Genomic DNA, 21,966 nt, shown 5'->3' on the forward strand with positions numbered 1-21,966 from the left:
CAAAAAAATTATTCAAACTAATGCCTGCATTATCAATTTCATAATCGATTCATCTGGCGGACCCACTACTATTTAATTAAAATCTACCACGGTTAAAAAGCAAATCTTCTGTACTCACAAATCAGGACTGTACATTCTTAAAATTTAAGGCCCAGTGAAAGAAGATTTGGAATACATACTTTTAGCAAAAAGATTTGTTTATACCACTTCATCTAATTATCAAGGTGGTGCTTTGATATTAATAAAAACAGTTTGTCATTGTCTTTAGCCTCATCCATATTCTCGGTTAACAGGGTTTTTGCCTGGTTATATCCCAGCTTAGCAGCGGCAATTCTCAATGTTCGGTAAGCACCTACCTCAACATGTTTTATTATATGAGCATAAAATATTAGTGACATATCTCTTTGAAAGGAGTTAGCTGGTGTTTTACTAATCGCTACATATGTTTCCTGAACAATTGCTTCTACTCCTAAGGAATGATTCTCATAGTCATCCACTATAAAAAATTTAGCTATTTCGTCAATACGTTTAAGTTGTTTATGAGTGTCTTCCAAACTCTCGTCAAAAGCCAGCCTCAAACTCGGGAAAGAGGCCAAAGACCCCAAAATGGCAAGATTCTTTGACAAATGCGTTAATGCACAGTACATGGTACTTAATTGAGTTTTGAAGACCGCACTAAAAGCTAGCGCATCAAAGCCTTTAGTGTTTTCTTCATGTGGAATTTGCAGAGGTTTGAGGATATTCATATATAAGCAAATGTTTCTATAATAGTTTACCGGAGATTAAAGTGTCTTAGCTTGCTGTGGCTAAATTGGAAATCATAATGTCTTCAAGCATTTCTTTTGTCAAAGGCTTTGACAGAAAGCCGTTAACAGCGGTGTACTGCTTTGACCGTTGAATCTCCCGGATATCAGTTGATGATGATAAGATATAAATATCGATACATTTCCCTAAAGAGGGACTGATTTCTTTATACCGATCTAAAAAATTCCAGCCATCCATCACAGGCATATTGAGGTCAAGCAATATTACGTCGGGTAACATCAATTTGCTGCTTTGATTATGAATTATATCCTCTAAGGCTTTTTGTGCTTCCAAATAAGGAGTTATGGTTTCAAAAAAACCATGGTTTTTAATAATTATTTTAGCAATCAGCAGATTGATTAAGTAATCGTCAATTACAAATATACTTTTGTTCATTTCCTGATTATTAGAAATACAGTATAACCAATTCAGTGCCAATAATAAAACACTGCTTCAGGCCACTCAGAACAGGGTGGAAATTTCACTATGCAGGCCCAGGACTAAAAACGCCTTATTTAACGTACAATTAATATTCTATCTAAAATGAAACCCAATAAAACGTATCTCATAAATGAGCTATCCAAAAGATCGACCATTTATCTTCTATTACAGGTAAAATTTGGAAGATCTGCAATAATCGCCCTTGCCTGAACTATGGTAAAACAGTCACCGCGAAGGCTATTTTAATATAAATACTGGTTCTCTGCATGGTTTTCGGCTCTCTTAACCATGCACTCTTGCTTGTCTTAAGACTGGACTGAAAAAAATTTAACACTGTAATTCGCGGACTATAACCTGGACAAACACTAAACATACTTTGATCCATAAGAAAATCTATGTTATTTTTTTAAGTCGATATTTTAATTACCTCATGACTCTAGTGCGAATGGTTAAAACTCTAACACCTTTTCTGCACTTACCGGACCTGAGTCTTCTGTTATACCCTCCACCACTACCCTTACACGCTTGTTCTTCTCCGGAGGCGGAAAGGAGATTGTTAATTCACCCTTATCGTCTGTTATCTTATTGGGCTCCCAAAAAATTGTGTTAAGGCGGACACCTTTCGTTAAAAACGGGTCTACCACCTCTGCAAATTCCCGGGCCTGATAAAAGTTGCGTTCTGCACCTTTCCATTTATCCACCAGGTGTTTGGGGATCGCCGAGTTGGTGGTAAGTTCTAAAACATAGACATAGCCAGGGCCTTTTTTGCTCGTTTCACCTGCATCCCGGTCAATTGGTTTATAGATCATGCTCTCCACGGATCTGTCAATCGACCATTTAATATTGATTTTTTCAAACGCAGAAACGGGCGTCGCATAGTAAGAATCAAGAATTTGTTCCAGCATTTCTGCATCCCCGGTATTTGTATAGGGAAATGCATAACCATCAACAATCAATCTGGGTAATCCAAGCGTGAATAAATAGGTATAGTGCTCCAAATAATGACGAAGGTTCTTATGATCATAGTCTTTGGGATCAACCATCCAGGTGTCTGTTTTGAAAGGCCTGAATACCTGGTCCACCAACTTTATCTTTTCCTTTGCCCTTATCGTTACGTCTTTTAACCGGATGTTGTCTTTCAGAGATTGGGCCGGCTCCTTTAGTGCACCTGCTTCCAATGACCGGTAGCTGGAAGCGGCCAGAAGACTCTTTGCCTCTGTCTCCAGCCCATCTTTCCCCATTCTTAAATCCGCATCTATTATCCGGCGCCACAGGAAATAACGCCACCCTCGGGTCATCAGCAGCAGGTCAAGCATTTCCTTTCCTTCCTTATTATTACGGTCAAAGTAGGACCGGACATTGTCAATAGGGCCCTTGATCTCCGAACGAAGATCGATATAACTGATAAAATCAGTCGCATTTGAAGGTACAGATTCATCGGTTACTGAAACCGATACATTCCCCTGAACTGCTTTATCTCCCAGCCCTTTCAGGCTAATAACTACATTCACACCGGAGTCTGCTGCTGCCTTTTCTATCCTTACCTCCGGCCGGCCTGCTCGTTCATGGTATACCAACCGCTCTGACTGGGGCCTGTCATTTTCATCTGTTAAACGGAAGTCGGAAATACCACCAGGTATCTCCGACTTCTTAATCGTGACTTCATTGCTGGTGGCTTTGATTGTCAGTTTGGACATATGGAAGGTCTTGCCCTTGTTTTTACCCGCTAATGTGTAGTAGGGAGAAGACTGGCTCTTTATGGTAGATTCATTGGTCAATATTCGCACAACAAGTGCCGAATCTTTCCAATGGGTACTGATGGTCATGCCGCTGGAGAGTGCCGGGGGAACCGGAACAGTAAAACTTTCTCCCGTAAATAATTTGACTTTTACCGTATAGCTCATTCCGGCAATGGGCTTCAGCTTAAACTTACCCATACCTGCGGCACCCGCACTAAAGTTCAACAGCACCTTTCCAGCATGGTCAGTCAGTGTACCGCTAAGGTGCTGGGCGCTGTTGTTTTTGAAAGCCACGACACTTTCTACTCCTTCAATCAACGAACCTCCCTCTGGATAAAGGCTTAGAGGGGGCAGTGCTCTCGGAGCTAGTTGCCCCTGCTGTTTCGATGTATCAGAAGTCCGCGCCGAAGATGTGCCGGTTGAAGTATTTTTAGCCACGGCAGGGTTCTGATTGTAAACCACTATCAATTTCTCAAACCGCAAATTGTTACCCAGGTAAGAAGTAAAGGCTGTATTGGCCCTCAGGATATAGTTACCTGAAGGCAGATCTTTCGGCAGGCGAAGATCTCCTTTAGAAAGGCCGTTATGTAAGCGAACAGGTTGTTGGACGACGGTTTCTGATTGTTCATTCAGCAGTCGGACACTCAGGGAATCACTCGAGGCTGTGAGCATAGCACTCTGTCCATTAAGCAGGTATGCTTTGTACCATAGATCTTCGCCTGCATTATAGTACTCTCGGTCAGTATGCAGATACAACTTCTCAAATACCAGCATTGGCACTTTAGCGTGGACTGTCTGACCGGTGGCGTCGACAAGAAACACCAGAATCGAGGTAAAAAAGGAAAGAAGGTATCTCGATAGGTACATATGTGTGAGGCAATTGGTTATGCAAAATAAGAAGTTTTTGGTGAGCTGCAAAACGTGCAGAACCAGCCCGCCAGGAGACTCTACCTAAAATTCTAACGCCTTGATTTTCCCGGCACCTTTTACAGGGACCTTGCGGCTCTAAAGATTGTATTAAATCACTTATACAACTAATTATAGCTTCCTGTAAATAAAATTGTCATACACAACTTTTCCGTCTCCAAATGCAAATAACCCCACCCTCAGGCTCATAAAACCACCGAAAATGTTGTGATTGAAACCAGTTGCATCAATGCTCCGCTCTACCCTGTTCCAGACTTTGGCATCGTTACTGAAATAGAAGCTAATTTCATTTTCATCGTTGATAATTTTCAGATAGCCGTGATTCCCAGCGGCATTGGGTTCAGATATCTTCCTGCTTTTTTGATTGAACACAGCGAATTGTCTCGAATCCGCCGTTACCCGCATATTGCCCTGATCATTATAAAACAGTGTCATTCCTGCCGTAGCATTTCCCTCAATGGTAAATTCTACTTGCGCTTCATATCTTCTGTCGGCCGGGTTAACCAGCAGAGGTGCACTATTTTCGAAAGCATTACCTTTTGCCTGCAGTTCGAGTTTCCCCTCTTTCAAAACTACCCTGTCAGCAGGGGTACTTCTGAAAGATTGCCATTGTAAACCAAGGGTCCCGCCAGAAAAGTCATCTGACAGGCCTGACCCCGAGGCTGAAGCCGGGAGTGCCGGTTTTCGGATGGGCGCACTGCTTGAAATTCCCTGCGGTACGCGGAACCAATTGTCTTTGGTCCAAACAACAGGTAACATTAAAGTTTGGCGCCCTAATGTTTGATAGTACTTTTCATACCCGTGATACAGAATCCACCATTTCCCGTTTACGTCATCTACGAGTGTTCCGTGGCCCTGGCTCCACCAGCGCTCTGCGCGGCTTGCTGTATGAATAATGGGATTATAGGGAGAGTTTTCCCATGGTCCGAGCGGAGATTTAGATCTTCCGGAAACAACCATATGAGAGGTTGCAGGGCCGGCGGTGCCCCCTTCTGCTACTATCTGATGAAAGTAGCCATCCTTTATAGTCGATTTAGGTGACTCCAAACAAAAGCATTCGGTACTCCACTCCTTCGGATACTGCCAACCTTTATAGCCTGACTGCGGCTCACCAGCAGTGGAAAGACCATCCTCTGCCAGCTTTACAATGAAGCCTTTGGAGAGATAAAGGTATCTGGTTCCAGTGCCATCAACAAGGTGCCCCGGGTCTATGTACCCGCTCAGTTTCAGGTCGACCGGGGCCGACCAGGGTCCTTCCGGAGATTTTGCGGTTACTACCCAATTGGTACCTCCTGCCGGAAAATAGATGTAGTAAGTGTCTTTATGTTTGATCAGGTCGGGAGCCCATACCGAACCCACGTTTTTATTCAAAGCAAAGCCGATCCGCTTCCAGTTAAGCAGGTCGGTGGAATGCCAGACCAGCAGGCCGGGATAGTACTCAAATGACGAATGAGTCATATAGTAATTCTTCCCGTCCCGGAGAATTGACGGATCGGGATAATCGCCGCCGAGTACCGGATTTTGATAGAAGCCAGCGGGCACATTATCAGTCTTTCCGCCAGTTTGCGCAGATGTACTGACGAAAAACAGCAGGGTGTATATAAAGATGGTCGATGAGTAAAAAATATATTTTGTACGCATTTATTTATTTGTTTTTTTCTGTAAAGTTTTAGCTGTTAATACCTCCGGATGAAAACGAATTTCACCTATCAATCCTTTGAACCAGTTTACCTTGTTCAATCTTACGCCGATGGACAGGCTGCCATCTTCATTTGTTGTAACAAAATTGGTTTCACCTTCCAGTTGTTTTATGCCATTTACATAACTTACCATTTTTTTCCCATCGTAGGTTAGAGCAGCCCAATACCATTGGTCTGTTGGATATAAGAGGGTAGAGTCTATCAGGGCAAGTCCGCGGTCCCCGGCCTTTCCATTTTTCAAAAAAGTGTCCAGATACCACATCTTGTTGGGAGTTATTCTAAGTTCGAAAGTACAACGGTTATCTTCCGTATCCTGAAAGTGAATGAAACGGGGGGCGACGGGTCCGTCGCCTGCAGGCTTAAAGAGCACTTCGATACTAAACTTTGTCCAACCCTGTATCGGAATCTCAGGAACAATTAATCCATCATCAACACCATCAAAAAAAAGCACCTCGTCGCCTTCATCTACCCTGACAACAGGTTGCCCTAATATGGAAGTTTTGAATTTCCCGATCTGAGCCGGATTATCAATCTGCCAGATGATGGTCTTAGCCGGCATCTTTTCATTTGGCGGTTCCTGCGCATAGAGAAAGGAGCAGTTGAGAACCAGACCAAGTAAAACGACAGGTTTAATGATATTTTCGTTTACGAGTGAAATGATATTGCGCATTTGATAAAGATTAATTCTGAGACGTTTTGCCTACAGAAATTATGTATTGAATTAACAGGTTCATGTTCCGGATGTAAGCAGGTGTTGATATATAGTAAGTATCCGACGTGTCTCTGAAAGGAGATGTATCTGTTTTATCGCCAACGAAAGTTGAGGCATATTCAGTGGTAGCCTCTTTATTTTGCCCCTCACCGATGTAAGGATTACTGATCGACACACCTTTAACGAGCCAGCGGTTTCGACTATCCAGGCTTGAAATTATTCCATTTACCCTTTCTTCACTGATGGACATATTGCCATTCCGACCGCTGGTTGAAGAAAAATAAAAATCCGGAATTTCTTTTTCCGCATGACCAGTTTTAAGGGGGGAATTCCGTGTGGCGAGCCCGGGCGATAAAGCACTGACACGGATATATTCATCTCTTAAGCTTGCAATATTTACAGAGCGCTTGCCCAGCATATGAGCTAAAAGATTTTGATCATCGTAATCGGCATAATAGTAACCATACTTCACATTAGAGCCTTTACGATGAACAAACAAGGGCTTATCCGTTTTCAATTCCACATAAAGCGGGTGCGTATACCGCCCACCTAAGGTCATAGATGCCGGAAGTTTAACTTTTTCAAGCCAGCTAATAGCATCAGGGATGCGTGCCAGATACTTCCGGTCGCCTGTGTACTGGTAGAATCTTAGAAGTATAGAGCAATTTTCGGCGGTCGCGCCGGGCAACAAAGCCGCAGGTTCGTAGGTTCGCGCACTTGCAGGTTCCATTTTCATATTGTACTGCTGGCCCCAGGCGCCATTAGGCTGCTGAGAAAGAAGGTAGAAATCCATCCCCCGCCGGATCGGGCCGAGAAAGCGCTCCTCATGCAAAACCTGAAAACATTGAATCAGGAAATTTATGTTTTCCCAAATCACGCTGTCGTTAAAAGTATAAAATGATGAATAATCGGGAAACCCGGCTTTGTTAAAGTCGCTTTTCAACGGATATCGCTGCGGCCAGCCACCGTTAGGATACTGGCTTTTCAAAATAAAATTTATCGCCTTGTCGAGTGCCTCCTTATACCTGATCTCCTTTTTTTGCATGTACATCTTCAACAGAAAACGTGCGGCATCGGATGTTACATCATCGTCATAGGTATCGTTTCCGTAATAGTGCTGAAACTCTTCGAGGCGCCAGCCGTTCTTCCCGATAGTATTGTACCAATTCTTTAAAGACTCCTGGCCGGCGAAGTCTATCATATAATTCCATCCGCCTTCTGTACTTTGTCCTTTAATCAATGCTGATGCCGCTTTTCCGGCGGCCTCATAAAAATAGTCATTGCCTGTGGCACGGTAGGCGTCTAAAAGTGTATGCCCTACAGTAACCGTACCTCCGCCTTGTATCCATATCATGCTTTTATAGGCCTCCATCTCACCCCAGCGCCTGGACAAATCGGTAGTGTAATACCAAACATATCCGCCTTCCGTGCTGACCTCATCTACCATAAATTTAGTAGCCTTAACCATGGCTTTTTCAGCTTTTTGTGCAAGGGAATTAGTTTGAGCCCGGGCGGTATCATTGATAACTAAGTAACTTAGAGCAATAGCAACTATGGCGGCGCATCTTCTCATGGTTTATAATGAATATTGGTTAATTAATTTATTGCTTCCATTTTAAGCCCTTGTTCAAATTCTGACCGTTTAACCGGCTTCATACACAGTAACAAAGGGTTTAAGTCTTTGACCAGCTCAGACGAACATATCCCTGCAAAGTCCTTTCATTGTACCTCAATACCTTGCTTCCAATCCTTCCAGCATGACCCTGCTTGCTCCTCCTGTGCTGCCAGTGTGCTGAACGCCAAAGCCGCCGAATGAATTCGGCTGAACCTGGGCTTTCAAATTTACCTCGTGTTCCAGCCCTGCATCTTTTTGCCCCGATTGCTGCGGGCTGCTGGTAGTCACTCTCGCCGTAAAAATATTTCCCCTGCAGCTTAGTTCTATTTTACAGCCTGGTAAGAATGCCGACGAATACCGGTGATCTGAGATTGCCGTGCCCAAACCATCACTAAATTTGTAAAGTGTAAACCTCACGCCGTTTCCGTACATCGGCGTTCGTTCTATTCTTAAGCCATAACCACTCAAGGTTTTAGGATCAAATTTGATGTATACATCCAGATATTGACCGGTAGCACTGCCAAAGCCCTGACCTGCTGCTTTGTGCGGACTTAATTGCAGTACCAGAGACATGTTTTGATACTGACCTGCCTGCGGGTAAAGAAGCCGGGCCCCGCGACCTGCAGTCATGAAGCCCTGGCGGCCGGCCGTTGCGTCGCTACCCCAGCCATACTGCCATGCTGCTCCCCCATCTGGTGTCCAGGGAAAATCTTTACTCAGGTCTTTCGGGCGATAGGTATTCACCATCCAGAATCCATCCCTGATGGAAGAGTTCCTGTCAGTTGGAAGGTTTTTGAAGTCTGTAGTGATGTCTGTGGTGGTAATATCTTTTGCGCTGATTTTCCGGCTCATCACCAGAACCGGTTCGCCCGCCAGGCTGGTATTATGCCTGGGATATATTTTGGCAAACAGGTAGTAGCCAATATCGCCGGTAGAAAGCTGGTAATCTTTCAAAGGAGCAGTATTCCCGCTTACCGCAACCTTTGTCGAATCACTTCCATTGTCTGCTGAGCTTCTGTACCATACTATAGAGGAAAATCCTTCTGATTCACCAGATTTAACTTGTAATCCAGAGAGAGCATACCTGCTTTAGGTTCGTTCATTAAAGGGACCTTCACGAACAGGGGTGCTGCTTGAGGAGTTCCACTAACCTCGAAATACACCAGACTCCGGATGCCCTGTTCAGTTTCCGCCATCAGATACCCCCTGCGTGTACTGTCGCTATTGTTAGACGCAGTGACTATAACGGAACCATCCGCATTTTGAGCATAGGATAATATATTATCATCGCTCGAGGTCCATTTCAAGGCTGTAGCTTCCCTCACCCGTTCCGGGTAAACAGCATAGGATATCTGAGCCTGCTCCCTTGTACGCCCGTCTAGCTTTACTTTATCAGCTGATAGCTGCAACCCGAAAGGCAGGTTTTTGTAATTCGCCATCCGCGATTTTTGCCCTGCCGGATCCCAGTCGTCGTTACCTCTTAATAAGTTGTAGATGTTATATTCATCCCCTACCTTAAACGAAGCCAGAGTTTTCCCTTTCAATTCGATCGAGAGCTCAGGTTTTGACTCGCTAATATTTACTTTTTTTCCATTAAGCGTATTATTGTGTACATAGTGACGCACATGATCCGCGGGCACGTCTGTCCAGCCTAAATATTTGGCGTTGCCGGTGAATTCGGCATCTACTACTGCAAAGACATTATTGTTCTTAGCGAAATAGAGGGTTGAGTTGGCGTCAGGATCGCGAAGCATTATTTCAAATTTACATCCCAGATATGCCTGGAGGATTCGTGAACCTCCCCAGGAGGGATGGTTAGAATAGAACCTGAACCTGCATCGGTCGAAAACACTGATATCCCCCGAACCCACGGCATCGTCTGTGCATTGCAGAAAGCAGTTCTTATAGTAGGTACGGAGCGGCTGATTACCCGCAGCAAAGGTATTGAGATAACTGATGAAACGACAGTTCTCAAATATCCACTTATCCATTTTACCATTATGTGCCTTGGTCAATACCTGTGCCTGTGTAATGGTAGACTGGCGCTTTTTAAGATTTTTGGAAGAATCTAAAGGATAAACTAAATCTTCGTTACAGTAGTTACCGAAGGTAATGTTATAGGCTTCAAAGCCATCAGCTACGCCCACAGTATTCCAGTTGCCGATAGCGCCCGCCATCTGGCCCCGGTTGCCTGCAATTATGGTATGTTCAGGATTTTCCGACAAGCCAATCAGGGTAATATTCGCCTGAGGAATAAGGAGGCCAATAAGCTTATTTTGTTTGTTGTCAGCTTTCGGATCATCCGTCCAGTAAACGTCAGGCTCCATATAGATAATTGTAGGCTGCTGTTCTGTACCGTCCTTAGCAAATTTTACCACTCCCTGAATAGTATTGAAAGCATAGCTACCTAAATCTGTATCCTTAAGTTTGGCATTAAGATATAACGCCCTCTCATTTAGCTGTATCGTTTTACCCCGATACTTTATCCTGGCGACAGGAACATTTTGAGAGTGCCCCTTTTTACCAGAGATCCGGAGTGATAAGTCTGCCGGCTGAAAAGCGAACAGATTAACCGGCTTTAAGATCAAAACAAAAAGCAGAAGGGCAAGAGAAGAGTAGCTTAGGTTCATAGTCGGCATCGGGTAGTTAAATCTATGAATAAACCTGAAAGACTGACGCAAGTAGTAGGAGTTTTACAATCGGGTTAAAAAGCCCTGATCGAAAGCCTCATAATGGAGCATTTGATAAATGTCGCCCGTTTCCGCAATCTTTATCTATCCTTTTTAACGTTGCCCCAGCTGATAATCTTTAACAGTAGCTTCTTGACACGGAAAGCAAGAGAGGAGAACGCGATATTCTTTTATCCGGGGAACATCCGCATAACTGGATACAAACATATACCAATCGCCCTGTAACAGCAAGATTAAAACAATATATACTTATAAAACAACCGCCTTCCAAAAAACCAGAGCGCCAGACAGCCCGCCACCAGGGACAGAACACTAAGCCATGCCATCCACCCCCTTCCCCGACTGCTCACCTCCCTTAGCTTTTCATTTCTGCTGATTTTTTCTTTCATTTTAAGGGTACTGGTCGCGGAGGAATCCCGACTCAATAAATTATGGCTTAAACTTGCGCCCGCAGAATTTTGCCACATTGAATGATCTCCTGAAATTATCAGGGATGATGCTTTGCCACTGAAACCTTTATCTAAGGAATAGGAAAATTCGCCTTCCGGAACAATACTAACCCGGCTCCTGTATTTCGCAGAATCGGAATACAGGTAAAGCATTTCAGTCCTTTGCTTTTGCATTACTTCCAGTTTAGTTTTTTGTTGTTCTTCCTTTATGGTTAGGCTGTCTGATTTCAGTATGCTTTTGCTTTTTAATACTGTGCAGGATGAAAAAAGCAATAGAATAAGGCCGAATTTTATGGCGCGGCCGCCGCAAGCTTTCGGGCTTGTTTTTTGGGTATGATCTTGTTTTTGCATCTCATTATTTGTTATGTTAATTATTAGAGCTTGAAAAATATGGTGGATATGAATAAGCGATAAATCCTTATTCTCTTAAATAGGGCGATCAAATGTTCAGGATCTCTCCTGGCGTCGGGATGACAAAAACCGCTCAGGATCTCGCGCCGAATACAAAACACCGGCAAGCCCGGGAACCAGTGTCACAAATCCCCAACCCAATTTGCAACCATGTGTACAGTACTTTTCAACCTTCTCTTCTTATACACCCCGTCACCTTCCCTGCTCCCAGCCTCATTTGTGTTCCCTTCAACCGTAAGCAGCCAGGAATCATTCCACGAATCCACAAAGCCGCAATGGGCGATCCGCCCTTTTGAGGCGAAGAAAATTCCGAATACATCGCCCGGAGAAGGCTTATTGGTTTGCCTTTGCATGCCGGATGGCTGAATGTTCGGGTGCGGGATTTTAGCGTAAACGCTCTTCCCGCGCTGCCATACCAGCTTTGAAGCCGGAAACAGATCGGGCGACCAAGCGCTGCGGGGATTTGTTAAAACCCGCATTTCCGATTATATATTGTGCCTCCAAGATTGCGCAACAGTATTATCACTGAATCTCCAAAATCTATTAAGGCCACACAACTTGATTCTATCAATCAAACCATAGACGATGGTATACTTTTGCATTCCAAAAGTCGATCAGTTCCAAAAACTGCAGATGGAGCAACAAATCCCCAACCGGGCAGATTGAAGAATGAGGAGGCAATTGATAATGAAGGCGTTATGAATTTCGCAGTAATAATAGGGAAAGCTGATAACATGACAAGTATCAAACAACAACAGGAATTAATATATAAGATATTACACAGGGCTTCGTTTCCAATGCAAAATGATAAACTTCACCGATTGGTAATTACCGGTTTTTCTAATAAAAAAATGGCAGAGGAAGCTTTTCAAAAGCTTCTTAAAAATGGGCTAAAAGGAGGGTATATCTTACCTTATAAGGTAAAATTTACGAAGCTTGTACCGATTTGATCAATGTATGTTTAATGCTAAACAAGTAGACAATAATGGAAAAGATTAAGGATTGCAGCAAGGCGATTTCAGGAGACTTTATTCTTTATAAAGGGTTTCTTTATACGCTAAATCAAATTGAAATCATTGATGAGGTTTTCAGACTTACGTTAGATAAAGATAAAGTAATTGACATTGTGAGTGATTCAAAGTTTACAATATACCGAATACAATAATGCTTATTTATCTTTTCAGATTCAGATTTAACTTGTCCCCTGTTCTAACTAGGTTTTGGAGCTTTTAGGATAAGGAGTATTAAATGTATTATTCTTTTATCTGGCACTTGATTATATAGGACGATTTCAAAACTTCTGTCTCATTAACCTTCAATCTTAAGGCTAAATATTTGGAAGCTCACAAATATTCATTACAAACACATTGATATTGAGTCAACTAGCTTTAATAATTCGTTTGGCATATTAAATGTAATGTTTAGTAATATGAAAGTATTCAACCTTAAAATGTCACCCGCCCTAAATGAAACTCAAAAATTATTTAAGGCTATTTTAGGAAAAGATACGAACGCATTTAAATCTACAAGGATGCAATTTCTACGCAATAATCAGGCATATAATTCCAAGTTTTTAGGATTTATCGCTTGATCAAAGGTTGTGGTATCTCCCCCGAGCATACGCCTTAGGTTTTTGAGAAGTATTACCGGGTAAACAAAAACGGGAATCAGGGTTCTGGGATTGGAGTGCCAAACACGGGTTATAAACCCTGAAATTGAAATGCAGGAAATAACGAAAATATTTCACTTAGGTTTTTTAGGACGCAGTATGTTGCTGGCTGTCTTTATTATCATATTTCTAAGCTCTTCTTCACTTTTTGCAGCCTTTTCTGCAGCTTCTTCAAGCTTTTTACGTTCAAGAAATTTCTGTGTGTTTTCAAGAATCCAAACGGCTACTTTCTTTACCTGCCCTTCCTTGTTCATTAATGGAGAGTAAACGAAAGACACCACAATATCTTCCTCCTTTCCATGGCGGATTAGCGTAAGTTCTTCTTCAATAGCATAATAAGGTTTGCCGGTTTTTATAACTTTATATAGAAAAGCTTCGTAAAATTGCCTGAATTCTGCGAAGACATTCCAAAAATATTTTCCCACAATGGCATCATAATGTTTACCTACTACCTGCAGAAAACTTTCATTAACAATCTCACAAGTTAAGGTAGCAGCATCCAAAACACAAATCCCAATGGGAGCATTCAGTACTAAATCGTGTAGGTATGCCTCGTCATCAATTTCCATGTAGATATTAATCCTAAGTTATAATTGCAAATAGATCAGCAGATCCAGGCATTCTAAAGATTCACACCATCTACCTTATAAGGCTAAATGTATAAAAGCGGCTTAGTAATAACATAGTAGCAAGAAAATGGGTAATGATAGTATCACGTAGCAATGAGATTTTGAAACTTAACTTTCAATTTTTATTGCCGCTTCATTGATCATGCCATCGACCCCATTCTGGATTTCTATGATTATTCAATTTACAAGAGCGAGCGCCCTTTTCATCTTTGGCGCAATGAATTTATAACTTCCTTTTCCTGAAATGCTCAGAAAAATAGTATTCGTCCATAGCTGATTGAGCATAGATCCGCTATTAAATCTAGCCAGTAATATTTACAAACACAAATACAATATATCGTGAAGTTATATCATTAAAAGTTTACACAAAGTTCAGCTTTAGACTGCTGAAGCGTCCAAAAGATTGCCGAGCATACCCCCCGCTACCGCGAGCACAATGTCGTTAAGTTAAGAGTTTGTTCACTGAACTATCAATGACTCAAAGGTTTCCGAAATTTTAAGCCGACATTCAAGTGTCAGACACCTCAAAGGTGTCTGACACTTTTCCTTAACTTAACGACATTGACCGCGAGCGTACCCCTTGTTTTAAAGCGATTGCTGGTTCGGGCTTGCAGCTCGGACCTCTTTACATGAATCAAGTTCCAGGACTCCTCTGTTACCGCAATAATCTATTGCACTGCTGTACTGAGATTCGTTTACATAGGAACAACAGGATTTCGATGAATATAATCAACCTTTTAATCATCACTTCATGGCTCCATAGTTCTATCGGTTTATTATGCTGCTGCCAAAACTGCATCCCTTCACATTACTATTTTTCAAGCTTATGACCACACCAATAGTTTTGCTACTTTCATTTTGAGCTAGACAAGCAATTTAACTCACTGAAGCACAATTAACTTTGTCTGCCAGATTTCTGATACTTCATTCGCTCAAATCCTGAGCCATTTAAGACCTTTTGAATATCTATTTAGCCTGCTGACTCTTGACGATGTGTGTTTAAAGTAAATGAGCGAATATCTAAAAAATTCGGCGATGAAATACTAAACCTTTCACGTAATAATTGAGAAACCATTTTCGTTGATCTATGTTTATGAAATCCGAGTACTCGCCCACTGTAAAGTGATGATCTTAAAAGGATACAGTAAGTGCTCGATTTCAATATTATCATTTTAGTCAAATTAGTAACTAAACATTATTTTGTCTTTTCATTTTTCTTTGAACTTTTCCGATCAACTAAAATCTCAAACACTGGCACGGCATCAAAACCTTGAAAAGCTGTTGATGCAAAAAATGCGTTCGGTTAATTCCGTCCAGGATTACCTTCAAATACTATCGTGGTTCTACAGCTTTTTCGGCAGTTTGGAGATCCTGGTAAACAATTTTATTCGAAGCTCTGAGCTGGAAGATTATTTGCAACGCAGAAAAGCTTCTAATTTAAAAAACGACATTCTCTACTTTAAGGGCACATGCCCTGAACTTGCAAGCGGCATGGAACTTCCTCTAATTCAAAATTGGGAAGAAGCTTTGGGGGCTCTCTATGTAATGGAGGGTTCAACTCTTGGTGGCCCTATCATTGCCGGTCTTATGCGCAGACAGCTTGACTGGGCAGGCAAAGAGGGCTTTTCATTTTTTGAGTGCTATGGAGATAATACACAAGCAATGTGGCTCCGTTTTAAATCTGCCCTAAATTCTAAAATCACTGCAGATGAACAAAAACAGTGTGTAATCAGGGTAGCTGATGACACATTCGGCAAATTTGAAAGGTTCATCGTAAACAACAGACACCTAAACACTCGCTGACAATATTATGAATACCGACTCGATCGACCTTAGTAATTGCGATAATGAACCTATTCATACACCAGGGGCTATTCAGTCTCATGGTTTTCTAATCGTACTTGACAAATCCCTCATCATTACCTATCACAGTCAGAATGTAGCTGAGTTCCTGGTGGGAATACCCTCAGCTATCCTTGGCCGTGCAATTAGTGAGATTGAACCTCTTATCGGGAAAAACGAACCACCTAACTTTATTCATCAGCTAATCACCTTTGGTAAAACTATCGGATTCAGCCAAACAAACCCCTTTAATACCGATATAAATGGAAAACCTTTTTATTTAATCATTTCTCAAAGCGATGATTTGTATACCCTCGAATTTGAGCCGGCGACATCAGAAAAGAAACTGGATGTTCAGCGAATGATTGGCAGTAGTATTTCTCAAATGCTTGCTGATAAAAATCTTTCCAACTTGCTAAATAATACTGCCCAGCAGGTTAAAAAAGTGATTAATTATGACAGAGTAATGATTTACCGCTTTGCAGCCGATGGCCATGGTGAAGTGATAGCGGAGTCTAAGAATGATGATTTGGACTCGTGGTTGGGACTACATTATCCTGCCTCTGATATTCCCAGGCAGGCACGTGAACTTTATAAAATTAATCTTACCCGGCTTATTGCGGATGTGCATGCAGAACCTTCCCGCATTGTAACGACGACAGAAGAAAACAGCCGGCTCCTTAATCTTACCAATGCACAGCTCAGGGCAGTATCGCCTATCCATATTCAATATTTGAAGAATATGAAAGTAGCATCCAGCTTTAGTATTTCATTAATGTATAAGGATGAATTGTGGGGCTTAATAGCTTGTCATAATTATTCTCCTTGCTTCATAGACTTCAAGTCCAGGCAGTCGGCCCAACTCATTGGCCAGATTCTTTCATCTGCTCTCGAATTTCGGCACGAGGAAGAAAATCAGAAGGTTAAAGAACGATATAAAGCTGCTGTAGACGATCTGATCAGACAGATGCAGAAAAGCAGCAGTGTAGAGGAAGCCCTTACTGCTAATCGTACTACCCTACTGGATATTACCGATGCCACCGGAACGGTATTAGTTTTTGAAAATAACATCACAACCGTCGGACTCACACCAGATAATAGTCAACTTGAAAAACTATTAGCATGGATAAAAATGAACATAAATGGTTCTATCTTCCACACCAATCACCTGTCTTCAGTATATGTTGGTGCGGCGAACTATGCCGATAAAGCAAGCGGCATGCTGGTAATCATCTTATCCAGAGAGCTGAATGAATATGTAATATGGTTCAAACCCGAGCTTTTGCAGGAAATTAAATGGGCAGGTAATCCGGATAAGCCTGCCGAAATAACCGGACAGGGTTTACTGCATATTTCGCCCAGACGTTCCTTCGAAGCCTGGTCAGAAACGGTTTCAAAAACTTCTTTGAATTGGTCGCACGAAGAGATCCAATCCGTAATGCGCCTCAAAGCTGAAATAATTTATTCTATTAATCAAAAAGCAAGTGAAATCAGGTTGCTAAACGAAAAATTGAAGAATGCCTACGAAGAACTTGATACATTCAGCTATACGATCTCACATGATTTAAAAAACCCTTTATCGACCATAAGAAGCTACGCACAGCTGGTACTCAGAGATAAGAGCATTAGCCCCAAATCACAAAAAATGCTTGATAGAATTGTTGCCGGAACAGACAAAATGAACAACATGGTTAAGGAAGTTCTGGAATATTCGCGTATAGGAACGGCTGATATAGGCACTGCTAAAATTGAGATGAGACCTCTGCTGGAAGAAATGATCAAGGATTTAAAATTAGCCTATCAAGCCGAACATATTGTGGTGTCTATCGCTGAGACACCCGATACAAAGGGAGATCAGGTGATGATCTCACAGATCTTTTCCAATTTAATTAGTAACGCCATCAAATATTCATTGATACGTCAAGATCCCCAAATCAGCATTAACGGCACTGTTCAGGATGATCAGGTTACTTATTGTGTAAAAGATAATGGAATTGGTATAGATACAAACCAACTTCCGCATGTGTTTGAGCTGTTTAAAAGGCTGGATAATGTAGAGAATATAGAAGGTACGGGTGTTGGGCTGGCTATAGTTAAAAGAATAGTAGAAAAACATAAGGGTAAGATTTGGGTAGAAAGTGAACTCGGAAAGGGATCTTCATTTTATGTGACCTTCTAAAATGGTATTTCTTTGCTCTTCGGATACGGTAATCATTATACCTATAAAGAAATTAGCAGCCTGAATTTGTCGGGGAGTTTAAAGTGATGCTTCTAAACCGAGCTAATAGGGTTTTGGGGATCATTGAAATTAGTATTGGTGGTACTAGCTCGACAGTAGCCGATCCAAAGATAATCATAGGTTGGGTGAGGTTAGTCATGCTGCATTGGCGAGTAAGTTTGGGGGCATGGCTATGCAACATTTGTTATCATTGAGTTCTGGTAAAATCCACTATAGTCCGAATTCTTTCATCAAGCTGGTTTACTGCCTGGTTCAATAAGCTTAAATATTCACTGTTTAGGTCTGTCTGTTCTTCATTAATAAGATCCATCACCCCAAGTATAGAAGATACTGGCACCCTTAAGTCGTGCGATTGAATACGGGCGATCTCCGATAAAGCATCGTTTTGTTTTTGCAAGGTTTTAAGCGCAAAATCCAGCTCCATAACATGGCTCACCTGATTTGCCAATGCCGTTAAACTGTGTTGTTGTTCCGGACTTAAGGTTTTAGGCTGTAAATCGTATACACACAATGTTCCAACATTAAATCCATCGTGCGATTTGAGGTTGGCGCTGGCATAAAAACGGATATGAGGATTATTAGCCACTACAGGAATATCTGAAAACCGACTGTCGAGAGATGCGTCCTCTACAATCATGATCTCATCATTCTGTATAGCATGCGTGCAAAACGATGTCTTTCTCGGCATTTCACTAACATCCACTCCCAAATTAGCTTTTATCCATTGTACATCCTGGTCCATTAAAGTAATTAATGAAATGGGCGTTCCACAAATTTGGGATGCCAGCATTACCAGTTCATTTAACTCTTTTTCTCTATTGATATTGAAATCTAAATATCGATGCGTAGCATTAAGCCTGGCTGCTTCTTTAGCTGTATCGAACGTGTTATTTGCCATAGGATTTTTAAAGGTTAATGTACGCAAATTTGAGTAGATAGGTTCAGTTTTTACAATCAATAAGTATTAACCGGGTGTAAAATAAAAAATTGCTTTTGATTATAAATGCGGATCATCAGTAGCTCATGACCGGAAAGATAAAAATCTTTTATAAAAAGTCCGAGCTACAAGCTCGAACCAGCAAATCTTCAGCTAAGCTCGCGTTCAATGTTGTTAAGTTAAGAGCTTGTTTACTGAACCATCAATGCCTCAAAGGTTTCCGAAAATTTTAAGCCGACATTCAAGTGTCAGACACCTCAAAGGTGTCAGACACTTTTCCTTAACTTAACGACATTGAGCTCGCGGTAGCAGGGGCTTTACTGCACTGGAAGTTCTATAGTGAATATGGTGCCTTGGCCAACGGTGCTATTTACATCAATTTTGCCGCCAAGTGCCTGAACTTGCGTTTTTACTATATACAGGCCCATACCTCTACCTTCCGTATGGTAATGAAACCGCTTATAAAGTCCAAACAGATGCTTTGCCTGGTTAGCCAGGTCGATACCTAAGCCATTGTCAGAGAATACTAATACCGATTTATTTTCAATTTTATGAGAGCTGATGTTAATGACAGGTGATATATTTGGCCGGGAGTATTTGATGCTGTTGCTAAGGAGATTATAGAAGATGCTAAAAATGTAACTCCTTATCCCTAAAACCTCATTGTTATCTTTTAAGTCGACCTGAATTTTGGCATTGCTCGTTTGAATCTGGTCTGCGAGATCCTGCTTTACGCTGGAGATTACATCCAATATGTTAAGACTTATTTTATTTTCGTTTATCTTACCCTTGATTCTCAATATTAGGTTCAAATCTGCAATCACCTCATCCAGCCTTTCGCTTGAGCTCAGAATCCCGGTTATTAGATCTGCCATCTCATCAGCAGTAACGCTATTCTCTTTTAATAACCTTGCCAAGCTCATCAAATTAGCTACCGGAGCTCGTAAGTTATGGGATACAATATAAGAGAACTGTTCCAGCTCCTGATTGGTAGAAATTAGTTCAGACATAAACGAGTTAAGCTGGGCATTCAACTCCTTAAGTTTAATTTCTCCCAGCTTCCGTTCAGTTATATCTGCCATCGAGCCTACCATACGGATAGCATTACCCTTTTCATCCCTAACCACAAATCCCCGGTCACGGACATAAACATAATCACCATTAGACCTCTTAAATCTATATTCTTCCTCCCATCGATTCAGTTCTCCTGATACGGCATTGCTAAGGCTCCCGTTTACTCTCTTAAAATCCTCCGGATGCACCAGCTCTCCCCAGAAAACTATTGAAGTTCGATTGTTTAGGATTTGGTGTCCAAACATATTAGTAAAAGACTCACCCCAATAAATAAAGTCCGACTGAAGATCCCAATCCCAGATTGCGTCTGTCGTTGCCTTCATCACATAATCATACCTCGCAACACTTTCCTTCAGAGCTGCTTCTGCTGCTATCCGGTCTGAGATATCAATACCTGAACATTGGATTTCTTTAGGCGTACCATCAGCGTTTGTTACACATAGAAAGTCCCAAAGGGTTGATCGTACTCCTCCGTCTTTTCTAGGCTTATCTATCTCAACCTGAAACACTTCATTAGGAACACTTAAGCATTTTTTTACCGTCTCGATTACAATTTTATGATGGTAAGGCAAAATCGATAACATAGAATCTTTTCCAATAAGCTCACCATCGGAATACATCCATCCAAAATCTCTAAAGAAACTACCATTGAAGTAAGTATACTTTGCTTCAAGATCTGTCCTAATCAAATAATTGGTTTGGGAGTTTACAATTCCACGGTGTCGGGCTTCGCTAATTGAAAGCTCCTGCAATGCAACGTGTTTGGAGGTGACATCCTTGAAATATACTGATAAGCCATCAGGGGATGGATAGGCTGTAACCTCAAACCAAAGATCAAGTCGTGGCAAAAACTCTTCAAATTGTACAGAAATTTGTTCCTCTATTGCACGTTGATATTCAGAATAGAACTTTAATGGCATCGCATCCTTGTATTCGTTCCAAAGGTTCTTTCCAAGCATCTCTCTGCGAGAGCGTCTTAGTATACGCTCAGCTTCATAGTTCCAGTAGGTTACATTCCAATCTCTATCCACCGTGAAGAAGCCATCAGTTATGCTCTCAAGAATAGATTCAGTACGATCTGAATGCCCTTTAAGAAGTTTCTCTGCATTTACTTTTTCTGTGGCGTCCCTGGCAATACAGAACATCGTTTCTTCCTCAGCATCCCATGTTGCTGACCAAACGATATAAACAGTGGAGCCATCTTGTCTTCTATAACGGTTTTGAAAATTTGTAAAATCCGTACCCGCCATTATTTGACTGGCCACATGCCTCGTAAATTCACGGTCCTCCTCTACAATAAAGTCCATATAAAGTTCACCTATTAATTCATCAGGTGAATAACCCCATATATCTTCCGATGCCCTACTGCATTGAATAAACCGTCCTTCTATATCGAAAGAACAGATCACATCTAAAGAGTTGTCGAGCACACGTTGTAAATCCCGTGCTTTTTTAACTATCTCAGCCTTATAATCAAGCACCTCCTGAATATTTCGGGTAGTGACTAGCCGGCATTGAATTCCTTTAAAAGAATACGGGATAGAGACAATCTGAACCCAAAATACGTTACCATATTTATCCTTATGATGAACATCTATACTGTTCTTTTTTTCTAAATCGATTTGCGACAATATTTGTTCCGGAACTTCTCTTTCTGAATCTGGTCTTAAGTCTCTAAGAGTTAGTTCTTGAAATTCTTTTTTTGTATACCCGTACATCTCTGTAGCGGATCTATTCACATTTAGAATCTTTAGGTCTGCTAACCTGTAAATCCACATCGGCTGCGGGCCTTCTTCAAATAGTAGCTCGAGAACTTGTTCAGAATTATTCATTAATAATATTGCGCCTGCAGTTGGTTAATTCAGTTTTAGCGCGTGAAAATGGCGTTAAACCAGGACTCGAAAGTACGTGATATAGCTCAAAAGGTTACAATGCTATGCGAATAAATACGTTTTTCCCGGTTAGTGGAGATTGAAATCTGGTTCGCACATTTTATTTTACAAGGCTATATAGTTAAATAATTTGTTTAAGAAATACGCCGTTGGAATTGAAGATGGCTGTTATCATAATAGTATACACAAAGTTAAG

Annotated in this window: 18 protein-coding genes; 5 read left to right on the forward strand and 13 right to left on the reverse strand. The window is 41.5% G+C overall.

Annotation, left to right across the window (positions count from 1 at the left end):
* Positions 1-212: 212 nt before the first annotated feature.
* From WG906_RS04235 to WG906_RS04280, 10 genes are all read right to left on the reverse strand, one after another.
* Positions 213-746, reverse strand: coding sequence for a DUF892 family protein (locus WG906_RS04235; RefSeq protein WP_339991275.1), 534 nt, complete (start codon positions 744-746; stop codon positions 213-215).
* A 46-nt stretch (positions 747-792) separates the two neighbouring features.
* Positions 793-1,200, reverse strand: coding sequence for a response regulator (locus WG906_RS04240; RefSeq protein ID WP_339991276.1), 408 nt, complete (start codon positions 1,198-1,200; stop codon positions 793-795).
* A gap of 494 nt (positions 1,201-1,694) precedes the next feature.
* Positions 1,695-3,851 (reverse strand): MG2 domain-containing protein, encoded by a 2,157-nt coding sequence (locus WG906_RS04245; protein WP_339991277.1) that lies wholly within the window; start codon positions 3,849-3,851, stop codon positions 1,695-1,697.
* A gap of 171 nt (positions 3,852-4,022) precedes the next feature.
* Entirely contained in the window at positions 4,023-5,552 is a 1,530-nt protein-coding gene (locus WG906_RS04250; protein ID WP_339991278.1) for a family 43 glycosylhydrolase, read from the reverse strand.
* Complete coding sequence (locus WG906_RS04255) at positions 5,553-6,281, reverse strand: LamG domain-containing protein (RefSeq protein ID WP_339991279.1); 729 nt, start codon at positions 6,279-6,281, stop codon at positions 5,553-5,555. It abuts the gene before it with no gap.
* 10 nt (positions 6,282-6,291) lie between these two features.
* The gene (locus WG906_RS04260; protein WP_339991280.1) at positions 6,292-7,896 is read right to left on the reverse strand and encodes a pectate lyase; all 1,605 of its coding nucleotides are present in this window, start codon (positions 7,894-7,896) and stop codon (positions 6,292-6,294) included.
* A 156-nt stretch (positions 7,897-8,052) separates the two neighbouring features.
* Positions 8,053-8,892 (reverse strand): hypothetical protein, encoded by an 840-nt coding sequence (locus WG906_RS04265; protein WP_339991281.1) that lies wholly within the window; start codon positions 8,890-8,892, stop codon positions 8,053-8,055.
* A gap of 71 nt (positions 8,893-8,963) precedes the next feature.
* Positions 8,964-10,568 carry a pectinesterase gene (locus WG906_RS04270; protein ID WP_339991282.1) on the reverse strand — a complete coding sequence of 535 codons (1,605 nt, stop codon included), beginning with the start codon at positions 10,566-10,568 and terminating at the stop codon, positions 8,964-8,966.
* A 293-nt stretch (positions 10,569-10,861) separates the two neighbouring features.
* The gene (locus tag WG906_RS04275) at positions 10,862-11,428 is read right to left on the reverse strand and encodes a hypothetical protein (RefSeq protein ID WP_339991283.1); all 567 of its coding nucleotides are present in this window, start codon (positions 11,426-11,428) and stop codon (positions 10,862-10,864) included.
* Positions 11,429-11,610: 182 nt separating this feature from the next.
* Positions 11,611-11,967 (reverse strand): hypothetical protein, encoded by a 357-nt coding sequence (locus WG906_RS04280; protein WP_339991284.1) that lies wholly within the window; start codon positions 11,965-11,967, stop codon positions 11,611-11,613.
* A 27-nt stretch (positions 11,968-11,994) separates the two neighbouring features.
* Here WG906_RS04280 and WG906_RS04285 point away from each other — a divergent pair, with 27 nt between their 5' ends.
* Both WG906_RS04285 and WG906_RS04290 read left to right on the forward strand, forming a co-directional pair.
* The gene (locus WG906_RS04285; protein WP_339991285.1) at positions 11,995-12,438 is read left to right on the forward strand and encodes a hypothetical protein; all 444 of its coding nucleotides are present in this window, start codon (positions 11,995-11,997) and stop codon (positions 12,436-12,438) included.
* Positions 12,439-12,473: 35 nt separating this feature from the next.
* Positions 12,474-12,653, forward strand: coding sequence for a hypothetical protein (locus tag WG906_RS04290; protein WP_339991286.1), 180 nt, complete (start codon positions 12,474-12,476; stop codon positions 12,651-12,653).
* Positions 12,654-13,231: 578 nt separating this feature from the next.
* Here WG906_RS04290 and WG906_RS04295 read toward each other — a convergent pair.
* Positions 13,232-13,726 (reverse strand): PAS domain-containing protein, encoded by a 495-nt coding sequence (locus tag WG906_RS04295; protein WP_339991287.1) that lies wholly within the window; start codon positions 13,724-13,726, stop codon positions 13,232-13,234.
* 1,278 nt (positions 13,727-15,004) lie between these two features.
* Here WG906_RS04295 and WG906_RS04300 point away from each other — a divergent pair.
* The 3 genes from WG906_RS04300 to WG906_RS04310 all read left to right on the forward strand — a co-directional run bounded on the left by WG906_RS04300 (position 15,005) and on the right by WG906_RS04310 (position 18,061).
* Entirely contained in the window at positions 15,005-15,589 is a 585-nt protein-coding gene (locus WG906_RS04300; RefSeq protein ID WP_339991288.1) for a biliverdin-producing heme oxygenase, read from the forward strand.
* A 7-nt stretch (positions 15,590-15,596) separates the two neighbouring features.
* Positions 15,597-17,807 carry an ATP-binding protein gene (locus WG906_RS04305; protein WP_339991289.1) on the forward strand — a complete coding sequence of 737 codons (2,211 nt, stop codon included), beginning with the start codon at positions 15,597-15,599 and terminating at the stop codon, positions 17,805-17,807.
* 86 nt (positions 17,808-17,893) lie between these two features.
* Complete coding sequence (locus WG906_RS04310; RefSeq protein WP_339991290.1) at positions 17,894-18,061, forward strand: hypothetical protein; 168 nt, start codon at positions 17,894-17,896, stop codon at positions 18,059-18,061.
* Here the strand turns inward: WG906_RS04310 and WG906_RS04315 are convergent.
* Both WG906_RS04315 and WG906_RS04320 read right to left on the reverse strand, forming a co-directional pair.
* Positions 18,055-18,765, reverse strand: coding sequence for a GAF domain-containing protein (locus WG906_RS04315; RefSeq protein ID WP_339991291.1), 711 nt, complete (start codon positions 18,763-18,765; stop codon positions 18,055-18,057). The genes WG906_RS04310 and WG906_RS04315 overlap by 7 nt on opposite strands.
* 356 nt (positions 18,766-19,121) lie before the next feature.
* The gene (locus WG906_RS04320) at positions 19,122-21,710 is read right to left on the reverse strand and encodes a PAS domain S-box protein (protein WP_339991292.1); all 2,589 of its coding nucleotides are present in this window, start codon (positions 21,708-21,710) and stop codon (positions 19,122-19,124) included.
* Positions 21,711-21,966 lie beyond the last annotated feature (256 nt).

This window comes from Pedobacter superstes (assembly GCF_037622515.1).
Lineage (GTDB): Bacteria > Bacteroidota > Bacteroidia > Sphingobacteriales > Sphingobacteriaceae > Paradesertivirga > Paradesertivirga superstes.